Raw genomic sequence first — 25,435 nt, forward strand, 5'->3', positions numbered from 1 at the left:
GTCATCCACAGGCCGGAAATCAGTGTCAGCCCCACCGCCTAGACTTGTAGTCACCATGGATATGTTGTTTGACCCGTACGCTGACGGACCGTTCAAGGCAGGCGCGCAGGCGGCCGCCCTCACCAAGTCGCGCCCTGAATCCGGGCTGTCGCCGGCCGACTTCGGCGGCGGGGGCCCTCGCCGGGCGGAGCCTTCCGGAGGCCCGGCGGGTGACTGGGCGCGGCCCCAGCTGCCGGACGCCGGCGCCCTGCTGCAGGGGCTGAACCCGCAGCAGGAAGAGGCCGTCAAACACGCCGGCAGCGCTTTGCTGATCGTGGCTGGCGCTGGCTCAGGCAAGACCCGCGTCCTCAGTAACCGGATTGCCTACCTGATTGCCACCAAGCGCGCCCACCACGGCGAGATCCTCGCCATCACCTTCACCAACAAGGCCGCCGCCGAAATGCGGGAACGCATCCAAGCGCTGGTGGGCGGCCGGGCCAAGATCATGTGGATTTCTACCTTCCACTCGTCCTGCGTGCGCATCCTCCGGCAGGAAGCCGCCAACGTCGGGCTCAAGTCCAATTTCTCCATCTATGACTCCGCGGATTCCCTGCGGCTCGTCACGCAGGTGTCCAAAGCCCTGGACCTGGACCCCAAGAAGTTCGCCCCCAAGGCCATCCAGCACAAGATCTCGGCGCTCAAGAACGAGCTGATTGACGCTGACGCCTATGCGTCCTCGGCGAACCACAACGATCCCTTCGAGCAGGCCGTGGCGGATGTCTTCAAGGGCTACACCCAGCGTCTCCGCCAGGCCAACGCCATGGACTTCGACGACCTCATCGCCGAGACCGTCTACATGTTCAGGGCGTTCCCGGCGCTGGCTGATTCCTATCGGCGACGCTTCCGGCACGTGCTGGTAGACGAATACCAGGACACCAACCACGCGCAGTACGCGCTGGTCCGGGAAATCGTGGGTGAGGGGCCGGGAGCGGCCGAGCTCACCGTTGTGGGCGATTCCGATCAGTCCATCTACGCCTTCCGCGGGGCCGACATCCGCAACATCGTGGAGTTCGAGAAGGACTACCCCGACGCCCGCACGATCAAGCTCGAACAAAACTACCGCTCCACCCAGAACATCCTGAGCGCCGCGAACTCCGTCATCTCCCGCAATCCGAACCGGCCCGAGAAGCGCCTGTGGACGGCGGAGGGCGCGGGCCACAAGATCATCGGCTACGTGGGTGAAAACGAACACGACGAAGCCCAGTTCATCGCCAAGGAGATTGACCGGCTGCAGGACGAGGACAACCTCCGCCCCGGGGACGTCGCCATCTTCTACCGCACCAACGCCCAGTCGCGGTCCATCGAGGACGTCCTGGTGCGGGTGGGCCTGCCCTACAAGGTGGTGGGCGGCACGCGGTTCTACGAGCGCAAGGAAATCAAGGACGCCCTCGCCTACCTGCGCGTGCTGGTCAACCCGGACGACGACGTCAACCTCCGGCGCGTCCTTAACGAACCGAAGCGCGGGATCGGCGACCGTGCCGAGGGCGCCGTGGCTGCTCTCGCGGAACGCGAACGGACTTCCTTCATGGCGGCGGCCCGGCGCGCCGACCAGGCGCCCGGCATGGCCACCCGCTCGGTGAACGCCGTGCTCGGCTTCGTTAAGCTCCTCGACGACCTCGCCGAGGTCGCCGCCGGGTCCGGCGCCGCGGCGGCACTGGAAGCCGTGCTTGAACAGACCGGCTATCTCGCCGGGCTGCGCTCCAGCACCGATCCGCAGGACGAATCCCGGGTGGAGAACCTCGCGGAACTCGTCGCCGTCGTGCGGGAATACGAACAGGAGAATCCGGAGGGCTCCTTGGGCGCCTTCCTGGAGCAGGTCTCGCTCGTTGCGGATGCCGACCAGATTCCAGACGCCCCAGGGGCAGACATCGATGCCGCAGTTGCCGAGGCCAAGCGGCTGGGGGTCGTCACCCTGATGACGCTGCACACGGCCAAGGGCCTCGAATTCCCCGTGGTGTTCCTGACCGGCATGGAGCACGGACTCTTCCCCCACCAGCGCTCCGCCACCGACCCCAAGGAACTGGCCGAGGAGCGCCGGCTGGCCTATGTGGGTCTGACGCGTGCCCGGAAGCGGCTGTACGTCACCCGCTCCGAGGTGCGGAGCATGTGGGGCCAAAGCCAGTACAACCCCGCCAGCCAGTTCCTGGAAGAGATCCCCTCGGAGCTCGTCGAATGGAAACGCGAGGGCACCAGCAGGCAGACCGGCGGCTGGGGGAGCGGCGCATCCATCGGTTCCAGCCGGTATGGCGGATCGTTCTGGGGAGCAGGGACGGCCCGCGGCGCCAAGGCAGACGCCTCGGCAGGCTTCAACGCGGACGTTCCCGCCGCCGTCGCGAAGAACCGGGTACAGCCGCAAAAGGAAGTTGTAGCAGTCAGCGTGGGCGACAAAGTCAACCACACCAGCTTCGGTAACGGGACTGTTCTGGCAGTGGAAGGTGCGGGGGACAAGACTGTGGCGAAGGTGAAGTTCGACGTCGGCGAGAAACGGCTGCTGCTGCGCTACGCGCCGCTGACCAAGCTCGACGCCTGACCGTGGCGGGCCGCCTCGCCATGCCGTCGGGCAGGATCCCCGCGCTCCGCCGGATAGTGCGGCGGCAGCCAGCCCGCCGGATGGCATCCGGGATCGCGGCCCTCGCGCTGCTGGCGGCCACAGGCTGTTCCGTCGCGGTGCCGGATCCCGGGTACACGCCGCCGCCTCCTCCGCCGGCCCTCGAACAGCTGAAGCAGGCCCCGCTGGCCGACGCCGCCGGGTTCACCGCAGGTGAGGACGCCGTGGCCTTCGTTACTGCCGACCGGAACGTGGTGTGCGCCCTGACGTCTGCCCGCGGCGCCCACCTCAACCTGCCGTACGAACCGAACAGTTTCAATGACCCTGCCACCAGGAAACTGGACACCGTTCCCGTGGCACATTGCGAACTGGCCTTCTATCCCGCACCGGAAGCCCGGGATGTCAGGGATGACTGCACGGGGACAGGCCTGGGCTACCTTGGCGGGGCGGCCCTGCTCACCCCTGACCGGGCCACTTACGGCGAGTGCCGGTCCGGCGTCACCGAGATGGAATCCGAATACGGCCCCAAGGGCAGCCGGGGCGGGGTGATCGCCAAGCTGCCTGTCCTGCCCGACGGCGCAAACCTCGAACGCAACGGTCTGCGGTGCTCTTCGTACAACAACGGGGTGGCCTGCGGCAACGTCTCCGGCGGCGTTGCTTTCTTCGTCAGCCGCGATCATTACGAACTCATCTCCGACGCGGGCAAAAAGGCCTCCGCCGCACCGTCCAAGGCCCCAAAATCCCCGTAATCATGCGGTTTTTCTACGGTCAATAGAATAGTGTCCTTACTCACATAACAGGTACTCTGGAACGGGCCTGTCCCCATGAAGGACTAGAGTTCCGAGAGGAGCATTGCGCCGCGTGGCTCGTTTCCGGACATGCCGCAGGCGCGTTTATTCCGCAGCCCGGTCCACATCTGTGGTGTTTTCCGGCTGTACAGAAACTACTTCGACGTAGAAGAGGACACTAAACCGTGGACCTGTTTGAATATCAGGCGCGCGATATGTTCGAGGCGCACGGTGTACCCGTGCTTGCTGGCATCGTGGCGCATACCCCTGAAGAAGCAAAGGCAGCTGCCGAGAAGATCGGCGGCGTAACTGTCGTAAAGGCGCAGGTCAAGGCCGGTGGCCGCGGCAAAGCCGGCGGCGTCAAGGTCGCCAAGACCGCCGACGAGGCGTTTGAACACTCCACCAACATCCTCGGCATGGACATCAAGGGCCACACCGTCCACCGGGTCATGATCGCCCAGGGCGCGGACATCGCCGAGGAATACTACTTCTCCGTCCTCCTGGACCGGGCGAACCGCAACTACCTGGCCATGTGCTCGGTTGAAGGCGGCATGGAAATCGAGCAGCTCGCCGTTGAGCGGCCCGAGGCCCTTGCCAAGATCGCGATCGACCCGGCCGTAGGCATCGACCAGGCCAAGGCCGACGAAATCGTCGCCGCCGCAGGCTTCGCCGAGGAACTGCGCAGCAAGGTCGCCGGCGTCATCCTGAAGCTCTGGGACGTTTTCAAGAAGGAAGACGCCACTCTCGTGGAGGTCAACCCGCTGGTACTGACCGGCGCAGGCGACATTGTCGCCCTCGACGGCAAGGTCTCCCTTGACGAGAACGCCGACTTCCGCCACCCGAAGCACGCCGCCCTTGAAGACAAGGACGCTGCCGACCCGCTCGAGGCCAAGGCCAAGGCGCAGGACCTCAACTACGTCAAGCTCGACGGCGAAGTTGGCATCATCGGCAACGGCGCGGGCCTCGTCATGTCTACCCTCGACGTAGTCGCGTACGCCGGTGAGAACCACGGCAACGTCAAGCCCGCCAACTTCCTGGATATCGGCGGTGGAGCTTCCGCCGAGGTCATGGCTGCCGGCCTTGACGTCATCCTGGGCGACGAGCAGGTCAAGGCCGTGTTCGTAAACGTCTTCGGCGGCATCACCGCCTGTGACGCGGTGGCCAAGGGCATCGTGGGCGCACTGGCCGAACTGGGCCACTCCGCCAACAAGCCGCTGGTTGTCCGCCTCGACGGCAACAACGTTGAAGAAGGCCGCCGCATCCTGGCCGAGGCAAACCACCCGCTGGTTACCCTGGCCGCCACCATGGACGAGGGCGCCGACAAGGCCGCCGAGCTCGCCAACGCAGCCCGCTGATCGAGCCTGTCGAGATCTAGGAAAGAAAACATGTCTATTTATCTGAACAAGGACTCCAAGGTCATCGTCCAGGGCATCACCGGCGGCGAAGGCACCAAGCACACCGCCCTCATGCTCAAGGCAGGCACCAACATTGTTGGCGGCGTCAACGCCCGCAAGGCCGGCACCACCGTGCTGCACGGCGACAACGAGATCACGGTCTTCGGCACCGTCAAGGAAGCCATGGCAGAGACCGGCGCCGACGTCTCCATCGTCTTCGTCCCGCCGGCATTCACCAAGAACGCCGTTGTTGAAGCCATCGAGGCCGGCATCGGCTTGGTCGTTGTCATCACCGAAGGTGTTCCGGTCCAGGACTCCGCAGAGTTCTGGGCGCTGGCACAGTCCAAGGTGGACGCCGAGGGCAACCAGGTCACCCGCATCATCGGACCGAACTGCCCCGGCATCATCACCCCGGGTGAAGCCCTCGTCGGCATCACCCCGGCGAACATCACCGGCAAGGGCCCCATCGGCCTGGTATCCAAGTCCGGCACCCTGACCTACCAGATGATGTACGAACTGCGCGACCTTGGCTTCTCCACCGCCATCGGCATCGGCGGCGACCCTGTCATCGGCACCACGCACATCGACGCCCTGGCGGCGTTCGAAGCTGACCCGGAGACCAAGGCGATCGTCATGATCGGCGAAATCGGCGGCGACGCCGAAGAGCGTGCTGCGGACTTCATCAAGGCCAACGTCACCAAGCCGGTTGTCGGCTACGTGGCAGGCTTCACCGCGCCGGAAGGCAAGACCATGGGCCACGCAGGCGCCATCGTCTCCGGTTCGGCCGGTACTGCACAGGCCAAGAAGGAAGCCCTCGAGGCTGCCGGCGTGAAGGTCGGCAAGACGCCGTCCGAGACCGCGAAACTGCTGCGCGAAGTCTACGCAACGCTGTAACCCAGCCTAAAAACAGCGCGGGGTCACTCCCGGCCCAATCCACCCCCGGATTGGGCTGGGAGTGACCCCGCGTTTTTTGCTTAAGGGGTACCTCTTGCGCGGCATCGTGGGCGGGTCTAGGCTGGTTAACAACCGATAGGTTGATCAACTGATACGTTGATTACATTCAGAAAGAACCAGGCAAGAGAAGCAAAGGCAGTGGCAGCGGACACGGGCAGTGACGACGACCTCCTCGACTTGGCCTTCCTGGCCCTGTCCGATCCGGTCCGCCGCCGCCTCATCTCCCGGCTCAGCAAGGGCCCCGCCACCGTCAATGAACTGGCCGAACCCTTCGCGATCACCAAGCAGGCGATCTCGAAGCACATCCAGGTCCTCGAGCAGGCGCAGCTGGTAACGCGTACCCGTGATGCCCAGCGCCGGCCCGTCCACCTGAACCCCGCACGGCTCGAAGCGCTCACCGCGTGGATTGACCAGTACCGGTTGGTCCGTGAGGCGCAGTTCCGCAGCCTCGACGCCGTGCTCCGCACCAATGCCGCGCCAAGCGGCACCAGTCAAAAGGACAGACAATGAGCAACGCGCTTAAACTCACCGTCCCGGACGGCGTCCCGTTCATCGATTACGAGCGGGAGTTCGACTTCCCGGTCGCTGATGTGTTCCGCGCCCACAAGGAGCCGGAGCTGATCACCCAGTGGCTGGGCCCGCGCGGCACCAACGTGGACATCGACCACTATGACTTCCGCTCCGGCGGCAGCTACCTGTACAACCACACCGGCCCCGACGGGGTGTCTTACGAGTTCAGCGGCATCTTCCATACAGTCCGCGAGAACGACTTCGCCATCCAGACCTTCGAGTTCAGCGGCTACCCGGACGTAGTCAGCATCGAATTCATGAATTTCGAGGACCTCGGCGGCGGCCGCTGCCGGCTGAGGGGTCATTCTGTCTATCCCACCCAGGAGGCGCGCGACGGCATGGCCCAGTCCGGCATGGAGGGCGGCTTGAGCGACGGTTATGAACGGCTGGAGGAGTTGCTCGCCAAGTAGTTCCGCTTGCCGCAATACACCAAAAGTACGACGCCGGGCGGTCACCTTTATGGAGAAGGTGACCGCCCGGCGTCGTACTTCTTTCTGCGGCAGGTTTCTGCGCATCCGGGCGGGGGCGCGATGTGACGGCTCATGCCCGGTTCCTTGTCGAATAACTTTGATAGTATGTCAGGACAAACTATCAAAGGAGCAGAAGTGCCACTCGTGCGCATCGATGTCAATGCGGGCCGCAGTCCCGAAGAACTGCAGCAACTCAGCCGGGGGATCCATGACGCCATCCTGGCTGAGTATGGCCTCCCGGAGCGTGACTACTTCCATATCATGACCGAGCATCCTGCGGGCCAGATTGTCGCCCAGGACGCCGGGCTCGGTTTTGAGCGGACCCCGGAAGTGGTCATGATCCAGATCTTCACGCAGGCCGGCCGCAGCCAGGAAGCCAAGCAGGCCCTTTTTGCGGCGGTGGCAGCGAAACTGGGGAACCTTGGGGTTGCCGGCGAGAACGTATTTATCGGTTATGTGGAAAATGCAGCGGGGGACTGGTCGTTCGGATTTGGCCGCGCCCAGTACGTCACCGGTGAGTTGGCGGTCCCCCGGAAGTAGCATCGTCCGTCGTCCGCACGGGCCTGCATTGCCCGTGCTCCACGCGGGGCTTGTCCAACGTTTTGGGCTGCCAAATGCAGGTTGTAAATATGTCAGTACAAACCTTTGACAGGACATTAATTCTAGGGCAAAGTAGGTGATGTGGTCCCGCTCACGGGGGCCGCGACGCACCGGAGCCCTGGCTGTTCGGCTGCTTAGGTACAGAGTTTAAACAGAAAGGTCCGCGATCACCGTGACCCACGAACTGCTTACGATCGGGCGCATCAGCGTTGATATCTACCCGAACGACATTGGGGTGGACCTGGAGGACGTGATGTCCTTTGGTAAATACCTCGGGGGCTCCCCGTCAAACGTGGCCGTCGCCGCCGCCCGCCACGGCCGCCGCTCTGCGGTCATCACACGGACCGGCGACGACGCCTTCGGGACCTATCTGCACCGGGAACTGCGCAAGTTCGGCGTGGACGATTCCTTCGTTACGCCCGTGCGGGAATGGCCGACTGCGGTGACGTTCTGCGCGATCAAGCCGCCGGATGATTTCCCGCTGTACTTCTACGGCCGTTTTCCCACGGCCCCCGACCTGCAGATCAAGGCCGAAGAGCTGGACCTCGACGCCATCAAGAATGCGGTTATCTTCTGGTCCACCGTCACCGGCCTGTGCCAGGAGCCCAGCCGCGGGGCTCACCTCAAGGCCCACGAGGCGCGGCCCCGCACGGGGCTGAAGGACGGCCAGTACACCGTCCTGGATCTCGACTACCGGCCCATGTTCTGGGCCTCCGAGGAAGAAGCCCGCGCCGAAGTGGCCAAGGTCCTCCCGCACGTCACGGTCGCGATCGGCAACGACAAGGAATGTACCGTGGCGGTGGGGGAGGGAACCCCGGACGAACAGGCCGACCGGCTCCTGGACGCCGGCGTTGAAATCGCCGTCGTCAAGCTCGGCCCCGAAGGCGTCATGGCCAAGACCCGCACCGAACGCGTCGTCTCCGCCCCGGTGCCGGTGGAGACCGTCAACGGCCTGGGTGCCGGAGACTCCTTCGGCGGAGCGTTCTGCCACGGACTGCTGTCCGGCTGGCCGCTGGCCCAGGTCCTCGACTACGCCAACGCCGCCGGCGCGCTGGTGGCCTCCCGGCTCTCCTGCGCCGACGCGATGCCGACGCCGGACGAGGTCACCTCGCTGCTGGCCGAACGCGGCCGCCTTGTACCCGGGCAGTTTGCCACCGAAGGAGCAGCACTGTGACCCTCCACGTCTCCCGGACAAGCCCGGGTGCCCCAAACTCCGCACCGTTCACCGCGGACGTGGACGACGATCCCCGCCGCTACGCGCATCTGAGCACCATCCGCCTGGAAGATCCGGACGCTGTTGCCCGGGCCGCGAACGCCCGCCGCCGCCACCCCGGCCTCAAGTACGGCCGGCAGAACTTCATCGTCGCCGCCGACCACCCCGCCCGCGGCGCCCTCGCGGTGGGTAGCGACCCTGTGGCCATGGCGGACCGCCGGCAGCTGCTGGACCGCCTGCAGATTGCGCTGGCCAACCCTGATGTGGACGGCGTGCTCGCCTCGCCGGACATCATGGATGACCTGCTCCTGCTCGGAGCGCTCGAGGGCAAACTGGTTTTCGGTTCCATGAACCGCGGCGGACTCGCCGGCCTGGTGAACGAATTCGATGACCGGTTCACCGGCCACACTGCCGCTGCACTGGAGGCACTGGGTGCCGACGGCGGCAAGATGCTCACGCGCATCTGCCTCGGCGACCCTGACACCGTCTCAATGCTGGAAGCGACGGCCAAGGCCATCGATTCGCTTGCCGAACGGAGGCTGATCGCGATGGTGGAGCCCTTCCTGTCCGTCCGCGAAAACGGCAAAGTCCGCAACGACCTCTCCACCAACGCCGTCATCAAATCCATCGCCATCGCCGAGGGCCTGGGCTCCACCAGCGCGTACACCTGGATGAAGCTTCCCGTCGTGGCCGAGATGGAGCGCGTCATGGCCGCCACCACCATGCCCACAGTGCTCCTGGGCGGAGATCCGGAAGGCACCCAGGACGAAGTCTTCGCCACTTGGCAAGCTGCGCTGGCCCTCCCCGGCGTGCAGGGCCTTACCGTCGGCCGCACGCTCCTGTACCCGCAGGACGGCGATGTTGCCGGCGCCGTGGCCACCGCCGCCTCCCTCCTTAACCACACCGCAGAAGTATCGGAGTAACTTCCCATGGGGACGAGAACAGCAGCAGGAACACGCAGAATGACGGTCGCCCAGGCTGTCGTCGAATACCTGTCCAGGCAGTACACCGTGGACACGGTCGGCGGCCAGGACTACCGCGAACGCCTGATCCCCGGAACATTCGGCATCTTCGGGCACGGCAATGTTGCCGGCGTCGGGCAGGCCCTGAAGCAGTACCAGCAGCTCGATCCGACGATCATGCCCTACTACCAGGGCCGCAACGAACAGGCACAGGCGCACCAGGCCGTGGGCTATGCGCGCCACACCCGGCGCCGCCAGACGTTCGCCATCAGCACCTCGATCGGGCCGGGTTCCTCGAACCTCCTGACCGGGGCGGCGCTGGCCACCACCAATCGCCTGCCGGTGCTGCTGCTGCCGAGTGACACCTTTGCCACGCGCGCCGCGGACCCGGTCCTGCAGCAGCTCGAGCAGCCCTACGCCTACGACATCACCGTCAACGACGCCTTCCGGCCGCTGTCCAAGTTCTTCGACCGTGTCTCCCGGCCAGAGCAGCTCTTCTCCGCGTTCCACCACGGCCTGCGTGTCCTGACGGATCCGGCCGAAACCGGCGCCGTCACCATCTCGCTCCCGCAGGATGTCCAGGCCGAGGCCTTCGACGTGCCCGAGGAGTTCCTCGCGGAACGCGAGTGGCGGATCCGCCGCCCCGACGCCGACGACGAGGACATCCGCCGTGCCGCCGAAGCCATCCGGGCCGCGAAGCGCCCGCTCATCATCGCCGGCGGCGGCGTCCTCTACGCCTACGCCAACGACGAACTCGCGAAGTTCGTTGAGCTGACCGGCATCCCGGTGGGCAACACCCAGGCCGGCGTCGGCGTCCTGCCCTGGGACCACAAGTTCTCGCTCGGCGCCATCGGCTCCACCGGCACGACGGCGGCCAACGCCATCGCCGCCGAGGCGGACCTGATCATCGGCATCGGCACCCGCTACGAGGACTTCACCACCGCCTCCCGGACCGCGTTCCAGAACCCGGACGTGAAATTCATCAACATCAACGTCGCACCCATCGATGCTTACAAGCACGGCACCTCGCTGCCGATCGTGGCCGACGCCCGGAAGGCCCTGGTCAAGCTCAACCAGGCCCTGGGTGGCTACCGCGTGGGCGCAGACCTGGAACAGCAGATCGCGGCGGAAAAGAAGCGCTGGGACTCCACCGTGGATGAAGCCTTCGATACCCGGTTCACGCCGCTGCCGGCCCAGAACGAGATCATCGGCGCCACCAGCCGCGCCATGGACGCCCAGGACGTGGTCATCTGCGCCGCGGGATCCCTGCCCGGGGACCTGCACAAGATGTGGCGCGTCCGCGACCCGTTCGGCTACCACGTCGAATACGCCTACTCCTGCATGGGCTACGAAATCCCCGGCGGACTCGGCGTCAAGCGCGCGGCCCTGGCCGAGGCCGCGCAGGGCGGGGCACAGCGCGACGTCGTGGTCATGGTGGGGGACGGCTCCTACCTGATGATGCACACCGAACTGGTCACCGCCGTCGCCGAACGCATCAAACTGATCGTGGTCCTCATCCAGAACCACGGCTACGCCTCGATCGGATCCCTCTCCGAATCACTCGGTTCGCAGCGCTTCGGCACTCAGTACCGGGCCCTGAACGAGGAGCAGCACAGCTTCGACGAAGGCGAAACCCTCCCGGTGGACCTGGCCCTGAACGCCGAAAGCCTCGGCGTGAAGGTGATCCGGATCGAACCGGGCGAGAAGGTCATCGCCGAACTCGAACAGGCCATCCGCGACGCCAAGGCAGCACCGGAGCGCGGCGGACCCATCCTGATCCACGTCGAATCCGACCCCCTGCTGGACGCTCCGAGTTCCGAATCATGGTGGGACGTTCCCGTCTCCCAGGTCTCCGAGCTCGACTCCACCCGGCAGGCCTTCAAGACCTACACCGACCACAAGAACCGCCAGCGCAAGCTGCTTGGCTGAACCTTCGCGAACAACAGCACCCTTCGACCACTCAAGGAAGAGCCCCATGACTGCCATTACTGACCAAAGCACCACCACTATCGGCCACTTCATCAACGGCGCCGAGACCGCCGGCGAAGGGGACCGCAGCCAGCCCGTGTACAACCCGGCCACCGGCGCCGTGTCCGCGGAGCTGCGGCTGGCCAACCGGGCGGACCTGGATGCCACCGTCGCTGCGGCCCGCAAGGCTGCCGACTCCTGGGGTGACATTTCCCTGGCCAAGCGCACCGGGGTGCTGTTCAAGTTCCGCGAACTCGTTGCCTCCCACGTTGACGATCTCGCCGAACTGATCACCGCCGAGCACGGCAAGGTCCTCTCCGACGCCAAGGGCGAAATCGGACGCGGCCTCGAGGTCATCGAATTCGCCTGCGGCATCCCGACCCTGCTCAAGGGCGACTACTCGGACCAGGTCTCCACCGGGATCGACGTCTTCTCCTTCCGCGAGCCGCTCGGCGTCGTCGCCGGCATCACCCCGTTCAACTTCCCCGTGATGGTGCCGCTGTGGATGGCGCCGATGGCCATCGCCACCGGCAACGCCTTCATCCTCAAGCCCTCCGAGCGCGACCCCTCCGCCTCGATGCTGCTGGCCAAGCTGTGGAAGCAGGCAGGCCTGCCCGACGGCGTCTTCCAGGTCCTGCACGGCGACAAGGAAACCGTTGACGGGCTCCTGACCCACCCGGACGTGGACGGCATCTCCTTCGTCGGCTCCACCCCGATCGCCCAGTACGTCCACGAGACCGCCACCAAGCACGGCAAGCGGGTCCAGGCCCTGGGCGGCGCCAAGAACCACGCCATTGTGATGCCCGACGCCGACCTCGACAACGCCGCCGACCACCTCGCCGCCGCCGCCTTCGGGTCCGCGGGTGAACGCTGCATGGCCATCTCCGTCGCCGTCGCCGTCGCCGATGCCGCCGAACTGCTGGTCAAGAAGGTCGAAGAGCGCGCCCTCGCCGTCAAGGTCAACAACGGCACCGCGCCCGACGCCGAAATGGGCCCGGTCATCACACCCGCCTCCAAGGAACGCATCATCAAGATCGTCACCGAAGCCGAAGCCGCCGGCGCCGCCATGGTGGTGGACGGCCGCGACCTGGTGGTCCCCGGCCACGAGGACGGCTTCTGGGTCGGCCCCACCGTCCTGGACCACGTCAAGACCGAAATGACCGCCTACACCGAGGAAATCTTCGGACCGGTCCTCGTCGTGGTCCGCGTGGAGGACCTGGACGCAGGCATCGCCCTGATCAACTCCAACCCCTACGGCAACGGCACCGCCATCTTCACTTCCTCCGGCGCCAACGCCCGCAAATTCCAGCGCTCCGTCACCGTCGGCATGATCGGCATCAACGTGCCGCTGCCCGTCCCGGTGGCCTACCACTCCTTCGGCGGCTGGAAGGCTTCGCTGTTCGGTGACAAGCACATCTACGGCCCCGAAGGCGTCTCCTTCTACACCCGCGGCAAAGTAGTCACCTCACGCTGGCCGGAGCCCACCCACGCCTCGGGTGCCTCCTACAACTTCCCGTCCAACTAACCCCTCAATAACCACCATCGATTGCTCCATAACCGCCGTCTTGAGCGTCCAAAACGGCACCTGCGGAGCAATCGATGAGAAGGAACGCACAATGACTGAGAACAAACTGATCATCGGCACCGCGCCGGACTCCTGGGGTGTCTGGTTCGCGGATGACCCCAAGCAGACCCCTTGGGAGCGGTTCCTCGACGAAGTGGCCGAATCCGGCTACAAGTGGATCGAACTTGGCCCCTACGGCTACCTGCCCAGCGACCCCACCCGGCTGGCCGAGGAGCTTAAGCAGCGCGACCTGAAGGTCACCGCCGGAACGGTCTTCACGGCGTTCCACCGCGGGCTGGACCAGTGGGAGACCGCCTGGGAACCTGCCCGCAAGGTCGCGGAGCTCACGGCCGCGATGGGCGGCGAGCACATCGTGGTCATCCCGGCCATGTGGCGCGACGACGTCACCGGGGAAGCCGTTGAAAGCGGCGAACTCACCGAGAAGGCTTGGAGCGACCTGTTCAGCGGCCACAACCGCCTGGGCAAGACCCTGCTGGAGGACTTCGGCCTCAAGCAGCAGTTCCATTCGCACGCCGATTCCCACGTCGGGGCCCAGGAGGACATCGAGACCCTGCTGGCCGCCACGGACCCGAAATACCTGAACTTGTGCCTGGACACCGGCCACGCCGAATACTGCGGAGCCTCCAGCCTTGAGCTCATCAAGAACTACCCGGACCGCATCGGCTACCTGCACCTGAAGCAGATCAACCCGGACATCCTCAAAAAGGTCAACGAGGAAAACATGACCTGGGCAGCCGCCAACCTGGCCGGCGTGATGACCGAGCCGCCCAACGGGCTGCCGGACCTGCGCGCCGTCATCGAAGCTGTGGAGGCCCTGAACCGGCCCATCTTCGGCATCGTGGAACAGGACATGTACCCGGTAGCCTTCGACGTTCCCATGCCGATCGCCAAGCGCACCCGGAACTACCTCCTCTCCTGCGGCTCCCGCACGGCCGTCAACTAACCGCCGCCTGGCACCCGAAACGTAAGGAAATGACAATGACTGAAACCCTTCGCGTCGCCGTTATCGGCGCCGGCCGCATGGGCGCGGACCACATCCAGCGCCTCAGCACGCGCATCCACGGTGCCGAAGTTGCCGCCGTCGTCGACGTCGATCTCGCCCGTGCGCAGGCAGCCATCGAAGGCATCCCGGGCGCAGTAGCCCTGGCCGATGCCGAGGAGGCCCTCAACAACGGCGACGTCAACGCCGTGCTGATCGCCACTCCGGGCTTCCTTCACGAGGACATCCTGCTGAAAGCGATCGCCAAGGACATCCCCATCCTGTGCGAAAAGCCGCTGACGCCGGATGCCGAGTCCTCCTGGAAGATCGTCCAGGCCGAGGAAAAGCTGGGCCGCAAACGCATCCAGGTGGGCTTCATGCGACGCTTCGACGCCGAATACGCCGCCCTGGGGCAGGTCATCCGGGACCACGAACTGGGCGAACTGCTGATGCTGCACCACCAGCACCGCAACCCCACCACTCCGGCCGGCTTCACCAACGAGATGCTGATCAACGATTCCGTGGTGCACGAATTTGACGCCATCCGGTTCTTCACCGGCGAGGAAATCACCAGCGTGCAGGTGCGCCTGGGCAAGGCCACGAAAAACGCCCCGGCCGGCCAGCACGACCCGCAGCATGTGCTGATCGAGACCGAGTCCGGTGTCCTGGCCGACGTCGAGATCTACGTCAACGCCAAGTTTGGCTATGAAGTGGCCACCCAGGCCTCCTTCGAAGACGGCATCGTTAGCATCGGGGGCGACAAGGGACCCTACACGCGCAGCGCAGGCCGCTGGGGCGGCAACGTCGCGCCCGGTTTCGAGGAGCGCTTCGGTGCGGCATACGACGTCGAAATCCAGTCATGGGTGGACGCGGCACGCCGCGGCGAAATCGGCGGCCCCACCGCCTGGGACGGCTACGCCACCGCAGCCTGCTGCGAAGCCGGCGTTGAAGCGCAGAAGAACGGCGAAAAGGTCGCCGTAAAGCTGAACGCCAAGCCTGCCCTTTACAGCTAGGAAGAAGGGGAAGGGGCGGGCCTGTGGCCTGCCCCTTCCCCTTCGTTCCAGCCCCATGCACAACCTGACTGATCCACAATGGAGTGTTCCACGTGAAAATCGCGCTAGATCCCACCCCGTTCCACCACTCGCACAGCCTGCTCGAATTCCCCCGGGCGGTGGCGGACCTCGGCTACAAGTACATGCAGATGACCCCGCACGCCGACTTCATCCCGTTCTACAACCACCCGAAGGCGGACAACGAACTGGTGGGCCAGCTCAACAAGGCCTGCAGGGACGCCGGGATCGAGATCGCCTCCGTCCTGCCTGTGCTCCGCTGGTCAGGTCCGGACGAGGACGCGCGCGAGGCAGCCGTCCGCTACTGGAAGCGAGCCATCCAGATCACCGTGGACCTTGGCGTCAGCACCATGAACACCGAATTCAGCGGCCGCCCCGAAAAGGCCGAAGAATCAGAGCGGGCCTTCTACCGCTCCATGGAAGAGCTCCTGCCGATCATCGAACGCGAAGGCATCGACCTGCTGATCGATCCGCACCCGGACGACTTCGTCGAAGAGGGACTTGCCGCCATCCGAGTCATCCGCGGCCTGAACTCCAAGAACGTCGGCCTGGTCTACGTGGCCTCGCACAGCTTCCACATGAAGAACGCACCCCTGGATATCATGCGCGCCGCGGGGGACAAGCTCCGCCTGGTCCACGTCGCCGACACCATGGACCACCACGCTTCGCACGGCCTGCGGTACATCACCAACCCGCCCGGCAATCCCGTGCGCGTGCACCAGCACCTGAAGATCGGCGACGGCGACGTCAACTGGGACGAGTTCTTCGGCGGCCTGCACGAAATCGGCTTCCTGGACCGCGACGACACCGTGATGGTCTCCAGCGTCTTTGCCGAGGACGACAACGCGGCGGACGTTTCGCGGTTCCAGCTGGAGACGATGAAGCAGTACGTGCAGAAGGTCAGCGTATGAGGCAACGGGAAGACACCCACGCGAGCTCTGTGACCACAGAAACCCCGGTACGGGCCGCCGCCGCCAATCCCAAGGGGTTCTTGCGGCGGGTTGCCCTGTTCTCCACCTTTGGCGGGCTGCTGTTCGGCTACGACACCGGCGTCATCAACGGTGCGCTGCCCTTCATGCAGCGCGACCTCGGGCTGACGCCGCTGACGGAAGGGCTGGTCACGTCCACCCTGCTGTTCGGCGCTGCGTTCGGCGCCATCACGGCCGGCCGGCTGTCGGACCGTTTCGGCCGGCGCAGGTCCATCATGGGGCTCGCCCTGATCTTCGCCGTGGCCACCGTCGCCTGTTCCTTTGCGCCCACGACGGAACTCCTCATCGCCGCCCGCACGCTCCTTGGCCTGGCGGTCGGCGGGGCATCCGTGATCGTCCCCGTGTACTTGGCGGAAATGTCGCCGGCGGCCCAACGCGGGCGGATCGTCACCCAGAACGAGCTGATGATTGTCACAGGCCAGTTCCTGGCGTTCACGTTCAACGCCGTGCTGGGCAATGCCTTCCCGGACGCCTCTCACGTATGGCGGTGGATGCTCGTGATCGCCACGCTGCCGGCCGTGGTGCTGTGGTTCGGAATGCTGGTGCTGCCTGAGAGCCCGCGCTGGCTGGCCTCGGCAGGACGCTTCGGCGAGGTCCTGGGCGTGCTGCGGAAGACCCGCGCGTCGGGGGACATTTCAACCGAGTTCGATGAGGTGCGCCAGGCCGCCAGGGAGGACTACCAATCCAAGCTTGGAACCTTCCGGGACCTCACCGTGCCCTGGATCCGGCGGATTTTCCTGGTGGGCCTGGGCATGGCCATCATCAACCAGATCAGCGGCGTCAACGCCATCATGTACTACGGCACCTCCATCCTCTCCAGCTCCGGTTTCGGGGACCAAGGCGCCTTGCTCGCAAACGTCGTTAACGGCGTCACCTCCGTGGTCGCCGTCATCGTCGGCATGTCCCTGATGACGCGCGTGGCCCGGAAGTCCATGCTGATTGTGGGCTTGGGCGGAACGGCGTCCTCGCTGCTGGCCATCGGCCTGATTTCGATGCTGATCCCGGAAGGCACGTTCCGCGGCTACCTCGTGCTGCTGTTCATGGTGACGTTCCTGGCGTCCATGCAGTCCTGCATCGGCACGGTCACGTGGCTGACAATGTCCGAGATCTTCCCGCTGCACGTCCGCGGGATCGGTATGGGCATCTGCGTCTTCGTGCTGTGGATGATCAACTTCCTGATCGGCTTCTTCTTCCCGCAGATGGTCGCCGGGATCGGCGTTTCAGCTACGTTCTTCGGCTTCGTCGTCATCCAGCTGGCCGCCATCGTCTGGGTGAAGCGCGTGGTGCCGGAAACCCGGGGCAAGAGCCTCGAGGACCTGGAGCACTACTTTAAGCAGGTCCCTGCAAAGTAAGTCCGCCGGACAGCCAACGAAGCCCCGCCCCGCATCAGATGCGGGGCGGGGCTTTGTGCTTGTTCCGGGTCGCGCCCCTAGACGCTGGCGTGCAACCGGGGGAGGACGTCCACCAGCGGAGCCAGCTCGGGGACCTCCTGGGCTTCGGCCAAGGTCCGCTCCAGCGCTGCGTCGTGGACCGGACGGGCCTCCTCCAGCAACTTGATGCCGTTGGCGGTCAGCTCCGTGTAGATTCCGCGGCGGTCGTCGGCACACAGGATGCGCGTCAGCAGCCCGCGGTCCTCCAGCCTGTTGACCAGCCGGGTGGTCGCGCTGGCGCTGAGGGCCGTGGCGCGGGCCAGCTGCTGCATGCGCATGTGCCAGCCGTCCTGCCGGCTGAGCGCATCCAGCACCGTGTACTCCACTACTGACAGCTGGGCGTGCGCCTGCAGCGAGCGTTCAAGTTCCGCTTCGATCAGGCCGTGCAGTGCCGCCAGCGTGCGCCAGCCCTGCGCGCGCACTTCCACGGCGTCATCCTTGATGCCCATCGTTTGTCCTCCTCCAGCCTCGCCGCCAAACGGGGAGGCCCAAATATATAATTGCTTGCGCGGGGTATCTGCTTGTGCAACAATAAATAACGCGTCTGCAACTACTAGCGTACGCGCCCCACCCCGTTCCGTACAGTTTCTAAGGAGCACTCCCATGCCTATTGGCCTGATTGCCCTCGCCCTTGGCGGGTTTGGCATCGGACTCACCGAGTTCGTCATCATGGGCCTGCTGCCCATAGTGGCCGCCGACTTCCAGGTCAGCGAAGCCTCGGCCGGCTGGCTCATCTCCGGCTACGCGCTGGCGGTGGTGGTCGGTGCACTCGGACTGACCGCCGCGGTGACCCGGTTCGAGCGCAAGCCAGTGCTGGCCGCCCTGCTCGTGCTGTTCATTGCCGGCAACCTCATCTCCGCCACGGCGCCCGACTACGGGATGATGATGATCGGCCGCATTGTGGCAGCCCTTGCGCACGGCGCCTTCTTCGGCATCGGTGCTGTGGTGGCCGCGGACATGGTGGCGCCCACCAAGAAGGCCGGCGCTATCGCCATCATGTTTACAGGCCTCACTGCGGCCAACGTACTGGGCGTGCCCTTCGGCACCATGCTGGGCCAGGCTGCCGGCTGGCGCTCCACGTTCTGGGCCATCACCGGAATCGGCGTGCTGGCGCTCGCGGGCATCTTGGCACTGGTGCCCAGAACCGGCAGCGGTGACACAGCCCCCGGCGGCCTGCGCAGCGAACTGCGTGCCTTCCGCTCCGGCCAAGTCTGGCTGTCCATCCTGGTGACCATCCTTGGTTACGGCGGCATGTTCGGCGCCTTCACCTACATCGCCTTCACCCTGACTAAGATCTCCGGATTTTCCGCCTCCACAGTCCCGTGGCTCCTGATCGTGTTCGGCGTTGGCCTCTTCATCGGCAACACGCTCGGCGGCAAGGCTGCCGACCACAATGTGGACCGCACGCTGCTGGTGGTCCTGTCGGTGCTTGTGGTGGTGCTTGTGGCCTTCGCCCTAACGGCCGGCAACCAGGTCCTGACCATCGCCTCCATGGTCCTGATGGGGGGCTTCGGCTTCGCCACGGTGCCGGGCCTCCAGATGCGGGTCATGAAATACGCCGACGGCGCCCCCACCCTCGCGTCCGGCGCCAACATCGGCGCGTTTAACGTAGGCAACGCCCTCGGCGCCTGGCTGGGCGGCGTGACCATCACCGCCGGCCTCGGCTACACCTCGCCCATCTGGGCCGGCGCCGGCATCACCATGCTGGGCCTGGCCGTGATGGCCATCGCCGCGGCCAAGGCGCCCGACTCCGCGCCAAACCCTGGTCCCACCGACGCTTCTGCAGATTCGGTCGGGTCCACCACCAACGCTCCTGCAGATTCCGTCGGGTCCGGCGCCGTCGCTCCTGCACTTCCGGCAGTCCGCTGACCCTGGCAAAACACCACAACAAGAGAGAACTTCCATGAATGCAAGTCAGATCACCACGCCCATCCCTACCGTCACGCTCAACAACGGCGTCCAGATGCCGCAGCTCGGCTTCGGAGTCTTCCAGGTGTCCGACGACGAGACCACCGACGCGGTCAGCGCGGCCCTCGCAGCCGGCTACCGGAGCATCGATACCGCCGCGATCTACGGAAACGAGGCCGGAACCGGCCGCGCCCTGGCGGGGTCGGGGATACCGCGCGGCGAACTGTTCGTCACGTCCAAGGTGTGGGTGGCCGACCACGGTTACGACGCCACCCTCGCTGCCTACGAGTCGAGCCTGGCAAAGTTGGGCCTCGACTACCTGGACCTCTACCTCATTCACTGGCCGGCTCCGGCCACGGCCGGTTACCTTGAGTCCTGGCGGGCCCTTGAGAAGCTGCTGTCAGACGGCCGCGTCAGAGCCATCGGCGTCTCCAACTTCCTGCCCCAGCACCTGGAGAAAATCATTGGTCTGGGCGGAACAGTACCGGCCGTCAACCAGGTGGAACTGCACCCGGCGCTCCAGCAGCGGGACGTCGCTGCGGCAAACCAAGCCCACGGCGTGGCCACGGAGGCGTGGAGTCCGCTCGCGCAGGGGGCCGTGCTGGGGGAGCCGTCCGTCACCGCCATCGCCGCGGCCCATGGTGTGTCGCCCGCCCAGGTGATCCTCCGTTGGCACCTTCACCAAGGCCGCATCATCATCCCCAAGTCGGTCACTCCGGCGCGGATCCGCGAAAACCTCGATGTGTTCGGATTCGAGCTGACGGACACCGAGCTGGCGGCCATCGACGCCCTTGAACGGGACGGCCGGACCGGGCCGCATCCCTCTGAGTTCAACGGCTGAGTCGGCCGGCGCGAGGCGCTGGCCGGCCGGTGGGACTGCGCCGGCGGTGGCCGCCCAAAGGCCAGGCGGCGGGCGCTAGCTGCCGAATGGCAGGCGAGGATCCACGTCCTGGCCTTCCCAGCTTTGGCGGACCCAGCCATGGTGGGGGTCGTCGCTGATGAGCCAGTCGCGGACCCGGCCCGGCCCGGCCATGACATTGAGGTAGTACAGGTCGTAGCCGGGCGCGGCCATGGCGGGGCCGTGCCAGCCATAGGGAACCAGGACCACATCGCCGGTGCGGACCTCGGCTGCGACGTCGATGGGGCGCTCGTCCGAGGCATAGACGCGCTGGTATCCGATGGCGTCCGCGTCAGGTCCTGGACCGGATGCGCCCGGAACATCTGCCACCCTGGTCTCGAAGTAGTAGATCTCCTCGAGGCGGGTCTCACCGTCCTTCTCCTCGTCGTGCTTGTGAGGAGGGTAGGAGGACCAGTTGCCGGCGGGGGTGATGACCTCGCACACGATGAAACGGTCCGCCTCCAGCGCCGCGGGGGTGCCGAAGTTGTGGACCTGGCGTGAGCAGTTCCCGGCACCGCGCAGCTCCACCGGGGTCTCGGCCGCCGCGATCAGACGGGTGGGGTACTGGACTTTCGCGGGTGCCGTCGCGATGGCGACCCGGCCGCCGTCGGACGAAGTGACCGAGACCGCCTTCTCCGCACCGGAATACAGCACATCACTGGGGCCGCTGAAGACGCCGGCCCGGCCGGCCAGTTCGTACTTCTCGCCGTCCACCGACACTGTGAAGGCCCCCCCCAGCGGAACCACGATCCGTTCCTCACCCGCGGCGGGGAGTTCGACGACGGCGCCCGGGGCCAGTGTGGCCACCTTCAGCCCGGTGTGTGCCCACCCTTCGACGGTGAGTGCGGAGTCCGCTGTTCCCAGCGAAACATCCCAGCAGCCTTCGGCTGCGCTGCCCAGCGGATATACCCAGTCGGCCATGGATTGTTCTCTTTCAGATTGTGAGTCGGTCAGGCTTCAGCGCTGAAGGCGTCTAACGCTGCACCAGTGTCATTTCAAAACTGTAGGAATCAGCGCGGTAGACGTGGTGGCCCGTCTCGACGTTCCGGCCCGTGTCGTCCACGGCGGTACGCTCCATGGTGACCAGCGCCGAGCCGGGTTCAGTCTCGAGGAGGGGTGCCTGGTATTCATTGGCCACCATGGCGCCGATGCGCTGGGTGGCGAGCCGGAAGTTGACCCCGCCGCTGCGCAAAATACTGTAGAGCCCCTGCGACCCCAGCAACTGCTCGTCGATGTGCGTGATGTCATCGCGGACCCAGTTCTCCATCAGGGCCAGCGGTTTGCCACCGACCTTCCGCAGCCTGGTGAAGTGGTAGACCTTCGCGCCGGCCGGCAAATGCAGAGCCTGCCTCGTGGCGTCGTCGGCCTCGATGTGCGCGAACGTGAGCACGTCGGTGGTGGGTTTGCTGCCGTTGTTAGTGAGGTCGTCGTACAGGCTGGAAAGTTCGAGGGGACGCCGGACCTGGCTCGAAACCACCTGGGTGCCCACTCCGCGTTTCCGCACGAGGAGCCCCGAGCGCACCAGTTCGTCCATCGCCTTGCGCATGGTGGGCCGGGAGAGGTTCAGTTGCGCGGCTAGGTCGATTTCGTTTTCCAGCCGGCTGCCTGGCTCTAGCAGCCCCGTGTGGATTGCAGCCTCGATGCCCTGCACCACCTGGTGGTAGAGGGGCACCGGCGACGATCTGTCGATGCTGAGGTGAAGTTGGTTCGCCATTGAGTGCTCCCTTTGCGCTGCGGGCCGTCCTGCGTCCAGGAACCCGTATGTCAGGTGCATGTTCGCTTGATAGGACATACTACCTTTTTGATAATAGCAGCGAGAAGCCCCCGGTCAAGGGCCCGCGGCGGATATCTCTGATCCCCCATCCCGGTGCGATTTGGGGGCGGGAGTGGGGCTGATCCTGGGAATTTTAGGTACAAACATCCTAATGTCAGGACAAACTATTGACATCTGTGAGCCGAATCACGATGATCGGTGTAGAAGGCGTGGTGACCCCGCAACCTGGCGCCGGTCCCAGCCCCCAAATCAAAGGAGATTTATCGTGGTCAAGTTTTCGTGGCGCAAGACGGCCGTCCTCGCCGCCGTTGTTCCCATGCTGGCTCTCAGCGCGTGCTCCAGCCAGGGCGGACGGGCCCCCGAAGCCAACAGCGCAGGCGGCGCGGGCCAGGTCGCATCGACGCCCCGAATGAAAATTGCCCTGATCACACACGCCCCCGCTGGCGACACGTTCTGGGACACCGTCCGTAAGGGCGCGGAGGAAGCAGCGGCCAAAGACAACGTGGAGCTGCTGTACACCGGTGACCCGGAAGCCGGCCGGCAGTCGCAGTTAATCCAGCAGGCTGTCGACCAGAAGGTGGATGGGATAGCCGTCACCCTGGCCACGCCGGACGCCCTGAAGGGCTCGCTGAAGAAGGCCGCCGAGGCAGGCATTCCCATCGTCAGCCTCAACGCCGGCGAATCCGTCTCCAAGCAGCTCGGTGCCTTCACTCACTTCGGTTCCAACGAGCAGCTGGCCGGTCAGGCCGTGGGAGAAAAGCTGGCAGGGGAGGGATTCAAGCACCCGATCTGCGTGATCCAGGCCCAGGGGCATGTGGGCCTCGAAGCCCGCTGTCAAGGCGTGAAGTCAAAGGTGCCCGGGACGGAGATCCTGTACGTGAACGGGGCTGACATGACGGCGGTCGAGTCCACGGCGACCGCCAAGCTGCAGGCCTCCAAGGATGCTGATGTCATCATCGGCCTAGGCGCACCGATCACGCTGACGCTCCTGAAGTCCGTCGCGACCGCGGGAAGTTCCGCCAAGGTGGCCAGCTTCGACCTCAACCGCGACCTTACCCAGAAGATCGTCGATGGCAGCGTGCTGTTCACGGTGGACCAGCAGCCGTGGCTGCAGGGTTACGGCGCCGTTGACGCGTTGTGGCAGAACAAGCGCGGCGGCTTCAAGCTCGGTGGCGGCCAGTCGGTGCTGACCGGTCCGGCCATCGTCGACAAATCCAACGCCGCAGACGTCCTGAAGTTCGCCGAGCAGGGCATCCGCTAACAGTCCGCCAGCCTGGCCCGGCCCAGTGCCGGGCCAGGGAGCAAGGAGAATCATCATGACCATGACCCCGACAATGACAAAACCAGCTGTGGTGGATGAACGCGTTGGAAAGCGCAACCCTCTGCAACAGTTGCTCGGACGTCCGGAAGTAGGCGCCCTCGTCGGCGCGATCGTCCTCTTTATCTTTTTTGCCGCCGTTTCCCAGACGTTCATCCAACCGAATGCCTTCGCCACCGTCCTCTACGGCAGTTCCACCATCGGCATCATGGCGGTGGGGGTCTCGTTGCTGATGATCGGCGGCGAGTTCGACCTTTCCACGGGCGTCGCGGTCATCAGCTCAGCGCTGACGGCGTCGATGTTTAGCTGGTACTTCAGCATGAACGTCTGGGTCGGCGTGATCCTGGCCCTGGTGGTGTCGCTGAGCATCGGCTTCATCAACGGCTGGATCCTCATGAAGACCAAGCTCCCGAGCTTCATCGTCACCCTCGCCACGTTCCTGATGCTGACCGGCCTGAACCTGGGCCTGACCCGCCTGATCGGCGGCGGAGTGTCCTCCCCGTCCATCTCCACCATGGACGGCTACGAGTCAGCGCAGGCCGTCTTCTCCTCGTCGGTGAACATCGCCGGGGTGGATGTGAAGAACACCGTCTTCATCTGGATCGCTCTGGTTGCTGTGGCGTCCTGGGTGCTGCTGCGCACCAAGGTCGGCAACTGGATCTTCGCCGTCGGCGGCGACGCCAACGCCGCCCGCGCCGTCGGCGTCCCCGTCAAGGCGACCAAGATCGGCCTCTTCATGGCGGTCGGGTTTTGCGGCTGGATCCTGGGCATGCACAACCTGTTCGCGTTTGACGCCGTCCAGTCCGGCGAGGGCGTGGGCAACGAATTCCTCTACATCATCGCCGCAGTTATCGGCGGCTGCCTGCTCACCGGTGGCTATGGTTCGGCCGTGGGCGGCGCGATCGGCGCCTTTATTTTCGGCATGGCCAACAAGGGCATCGTCTACGCCCAGTGGAACCCGGACTGGTTCAAGTTCTTCCTGGGCCTGATGCTTCTCCTGGCCACCATCGTGAACCTGATCGTCAAGCGCCGCGCAGATTCAAGTAAAGGCTGAATATCATGAACGCCAAGCAGATCGACCAGCAACAGCTCCTCAAAGACGAAAAAGATCCACTCACCCACACCCCGGTGCACCTGCTCTCGCTGGAGAAGGTGGGCAAGCACTACGGCAACATCGTTGCCCTGACCGACGTCACCATGGCCGTGGACAACGGCCGCGTCACCTGCGTCCTGGGTGACAACGGCGCCGGCAAGTCAACGCTGATCAAGATCATTGCAGGCCTGCACCGGCACGACGAAGGCGTGCTCCACGTCATGGGCGAGGAACGGAAATTCGATTCTCCCAGGGACGCGCTGGATGCCGGCATTGCCACGGTCTACCAGGACCTCGCCGTCGTTCCCCTGATGCCCATCTGGCGCAACTTCTTCCTCGGTTCCGAGCTGACGTCCGGTTTTGGCCCGTTCAAGAGCCTGGACGTTCAAAAGATGAAGGACATCACCAAAAAGGAACTTGCCGAGATGGGCATCGACCTGCGCGATGTGGAGCAGCCCATCGGCCAGCTCTCCGGCGGTGAACGCCAGTGCGTCGCGATCGCACGCGCCGTCTACTTCGGCGCCAAGGTCCTGATCTTGGACGAACCGACGGCCGCCCTGGGCGTGAAGCAGTCCGGCGTCGTCCTGCGCTACATCCTGCAGGCCCGCGACCGCGGACTGGGCGTCATCTTCATCACCCACAACCCCCACCATGCCTTCCCCGTCGGGGACCGGTTCCTGCTTCTCAAGCGCGGCAAATCCATCGGTTACTACGACAAGAAGGACATCACCCTCGACGAACTCACCGCCCAGATGGCCGGCGGCGCCGAACTCGCCGAACTCGCCCACGAGCTCGAACAGCTCGGCGGCCACGGCGACGTCGTCAAGGAAGTCCAGGCCGAAGTCGCCGGCACCGCAAGCCAGCTGCCGGCATGACCCCTGAAAT

At 65.2% G+C, this 25,435-nt stretch carries 23 protein-coding genes; 20 read left to right on the top strand and 3 right to left on the bottom strand.

Features of this window, described 5'->3' with window-relative positions; translation table 11 throughout:
* Positions 1-55: 55 nt before the first annotated feature.
* The 15 genes from pcrA (at position 56) to LQ144_RS07585 (ending at position 17,481) form a co-directional block, all read left to right on the top strand.
* Positions 56-2,569, top strand: coding sequence for a DNA helicase PcrA (pcrA, locus tag LQ144_RS07515; protein WP_230117953.1), 2,514 nt, complete (start codon positions 56-58; stop codon positions 2,567-2,569).
* 80 nt (positions 2,570-2,649) lie between these two features.
* Positions 2,650-3,336: a hypothetical protein gene (locus LQ144_RS07520; protein WP_230117993.1), complete on the top strand. Its 687-nt coding sequence runs from the start codon at positions 2,650-2,652 to the stop codon at positions 3,334-3,336.
* Positions 3,337-3,560: 224 nt separating this feature from the next.
* Positions 3,561-4,730 carry an ADP-forming succinate--CoA ligase subunit beta gene (gene sucC / locus LQ144_RS07525; RefSeq protein ID WP_230117954.1) on the top strand — a complete coding sequence of 390 codons (1,170 nt, stop codon included), beginning with the start codon at positions 3,561-3,563 and terminating at the stop codon, positions 4,728-4,730.
* Between the two features lie 30 nt (positions 4,731-4,760).
* The gene (gene sucD / locus LQ144_RS07530) at positions 4,761-5,663 is read left to right on the top strand and encodes a succinate--CoA ligase subunit alpha (RefSeq protein ID WP_230117955.1); all 903 of its coding nucleotides are present in this window, start codon (positions 4,761-4,763) and stop codon (positions 5,661-5,663) included.
* Positions 5,664-5,861: 198 nt separating this feature from the next.
* Entirely contained in the window at positions 5,862-6,233 is a 372-nt protein-coding gene (locus LQ144_RS07535; RefSeq protein WP_230117994.1) for a metalloregulator ArsR/SmtB family transcription factor, read from the top strand.
* Positions 6,230-6,703 (top strand): SRPBCC family protein, encoded by a 474-nt coding sequence (locus tag LQ144_RS07540; RefSeq protein WP_230117956.1) that lies wholly within the window; start codon positions 6,230-6,232, stop codon positions 6,701-6,703. Before LQ144_RS07535 ends, LQ144_RS07540 begins: the two co-directional genes overlap by 4 nt.
* A gap of 195 nt (positions 6,704-6,898) precedes the next feature.
* Positions 6,899-7,303 (top strand): tautomerase family protein, encoded by a 405-nt coding sequence (locus LQ144_RS07545; protein WP_230117957.1) that lies wholly within the window; start codon positions 6,899-6,901, stop codon positions 7,301-7,303.
* 232 nt (positions 7,304-7,535) lie between these two features.
* The gene (gene iolC / locus LQ144_RS07550) at positions 7,536-8,537 is read left to right on the top strand and encodes a 5-dehydro-2-deoxygluconokinase (protein ID WP_230117958.1); all 1,002 of its coding nucleotides are present in this window, start codon (positions 7,536-7,538) and stop codon (positions 8,535-8,537) included.
* Positions 8,538-8,596: 59 nt separating this feature from the next.
* Positions 8,597-9,499: a deoxyribose-phosphate aldolase gene (locus tag LQ144_RS07555; RefSeq protein WP_230117995.1), complete on the top strand. Its 903-nt coding sequence runs from the start codon at positions 8,597-8,599 to the stop codon at positions 9,497-9,499.
* 6 nt (positions 9,500-9,505) lie between these two features.
* Positions 9,506-11,467, top strand: a complete 1,962-nt coding sequence (gene iolD / locus LQ144_RS07560; protein ID WP_230117959.1) for a 3D-(3,5/4)-trihydroxycyclohexane-1,2-dione acylhydrolase (decyclizing) — start codon at positions 9,506-9,508, stop codon at positions 11,465-11,467.
* A gap of 46 nt (positions 11,468-11,513) precedes the next feature.
* The gene (locus tag LQ144_RS07565; protein WP_230117960.1) at positions 11,514-13,031 is read left to right on the top strand and encodes a CoA-acylating methylmalonate-semialdehyde dehydrogenase; all 1,518 of its coding nucleotides are present in this window, start codon (positions 11,514-11,516) and stop codon (positions 13,029-13,031) included.
* 91 nt (positions 13,032-13,122) lie between these two features.
* Positions 13,123-14,034, top strand: coding sequence for a sugar phosphate isomerase/epimerase (locus tag LQ144_RS07570; RefSeq protein ID WP_230117961.1), 912 nt, complete (start codon positions 13,123-13,125; stop codon positions 14,032-14,034).
* Between the two features lie 35 nt (positions 14,035-14,069).
* Complete coding sequence (locus LQ144_RS07575) at positions 14,070-15,083, top strand: Gfo/Idh/MocA family oxidoreductase (protein WP_230117962.1); 1,014 nt, start codon at positions 14,070-14,072, stop codon at positions 15,081-15,083.
* Between the two features lie 92 nt (positions 15,084-15,175).
* Complete coding sequence (locus LQ144_RS07580; RefSeq protein ID WP_230117963.1) at positions 15,176-16,051, top strand: sugar phosphate isomerase/epimerase; 876 nt, start codon at positions 15,176-15,178, stop codon at positions 16,049-16,051.
* 29 nt (positions 16,052-16,080) lie between these two features.
* Positions 16,081-17,481: a sugar porter family MFS transporter gene (locus tag LQ144_RS07585; RefSeq protein ID WP_230117964.1), complete on the top strand. Its 1,401-nt coding sequence runs from the start codon at positions 16,081-16,083 to the stop codon at positions 17,479-17,481.
* Between the two features lie 77 nt (positions 17,482-17,558).
* Here the strand turns inward: LQ144_RS07585 and LQ144_RS07590 are convergent, their stop codons facing one another.
* Positions 17,559-18,008: a MarR family transcriptional regulator gene (locus LQ144_RS07590; RefSeq protein WP_230117965.1), complete on the bottom strand. Its 450-nt coding sequence runs from the start codon at positions 18,006-18,008 to the stop codon at positions 17,559-17,561.
* Positions 18,009-18,162: 154 nt separating this feature from the next.
* On the opposite strand from LQ144_RS07590, the gene LQ144_RS07595 reads away from it, so the two are divergent.
* Positions 18,163-19,428, top strand: a complete 1,266-nt coding sequence (locus LQ144_RS07595) for an MFS transporter (protein WP_230117966.1) — start codon at positions 18,163-18,165, stop codon at positions 19,426-19,428.
* 34 nt (positions 19,429-19,462) lie between these two features.
* Positions 19,463-20,308 carry an aldo/keto reductase gene (locus LQ144_RS07600; protein ID WP_230117967.1) on the top strand — a complete coding sequence of 282 codons (846 nt, stop codon included), beginning with the start codon at positions 19,463-19,465 and terminating at the stop codon, positions 20,306-20,308.
* Between the two features lie 75 nt (positions 20,309-20,383).
* On the opposite strand, the gene iolB is transcribed toward LQ144_RS07600, so the two are convergent.
* Both iolB and LQ144_RS07610 read right to left on the bottom strand, forming a co-directional pair.
* Positions 20,384-21,286, bottom strand: coding sequence for a 5-deoxy-glucuronate isomerase (gene iolB / locus LQ144_RS07605; protein WP_230117968.1), 903 nt, complete (start codon positions 21,284-21,286; stop codon positions 20,384-20,386).
* A 52-nt stretch (positions 21,287-21,338) separates the two neighbouring features.
* A complete protein-coding gene (locus LQ144_RS07610) occupies positions 21,339-22,079 on the bottom strand; it encodes a GntR family transcriptional regulator (RefSeq protein WP_230117969.1) in 741 nt (246 codons plus the stop codon).
* A 325-nt stretch (positions 22,080-22,404) separates the two neighbouring features.
* Here LQ144_RS07610 and LQ144_RS07615 point away from each other — a divergent pair, with 325 nt between their 5' ends.
* From LQ144_RS07615 to LQ144_RS07625, 3 genes are read left to right on the top strand one after another with little or no spacing between them, the layout of a single operon-like run.
* Entirely contained in the window at positions 22,405-23,400 is a 996-nt protein-coding gene (locus LQ144_RS07615) for a substrate-binding domain-containing protein (RefSeq protein ID WP_230117970.1), read from the top strand.
* Between the two features lie 55 nt (positions 23,401-23,455).
* The gene (locus LQ144_RS07620; RefSeq protein ID WP_230117971.1) at positions 23,456-24,511 is read left to right on the top strand and encodes an ABC transporter permease; all 1,056 of its coding nucleotides are present in this window, start codon (positions 23,456-23,458) and stop codon (positions 24,509-24,511) included.
* 5 nt (positions 24,512-24,516) lie between these two features.
* Positions 24,517-25,425 carry an ATP-binding cassette domain-containing protein gene (locus LQ144_RS07625; protein ID WP_230117972.1) on the top strand — a complete coding sequence of 303 codons (909 nt, stop codon included), beginning with the start codon at positions 24,517-24,519 and terminating at the stop codon, positions 25,423-25,425.
* Positions 25,426-25,435 lie beyond the last annotated feature (10 nt).

It is taken from the genome of Arthrobacter sp. Bi83, assembly GCF_918698095.1.
Classification (GTDB): domain Bacteria; phylum Actinomycetota; class Actinomycetes; order Actinomycetales; family Micrococcaceae; genus Arthrobacter.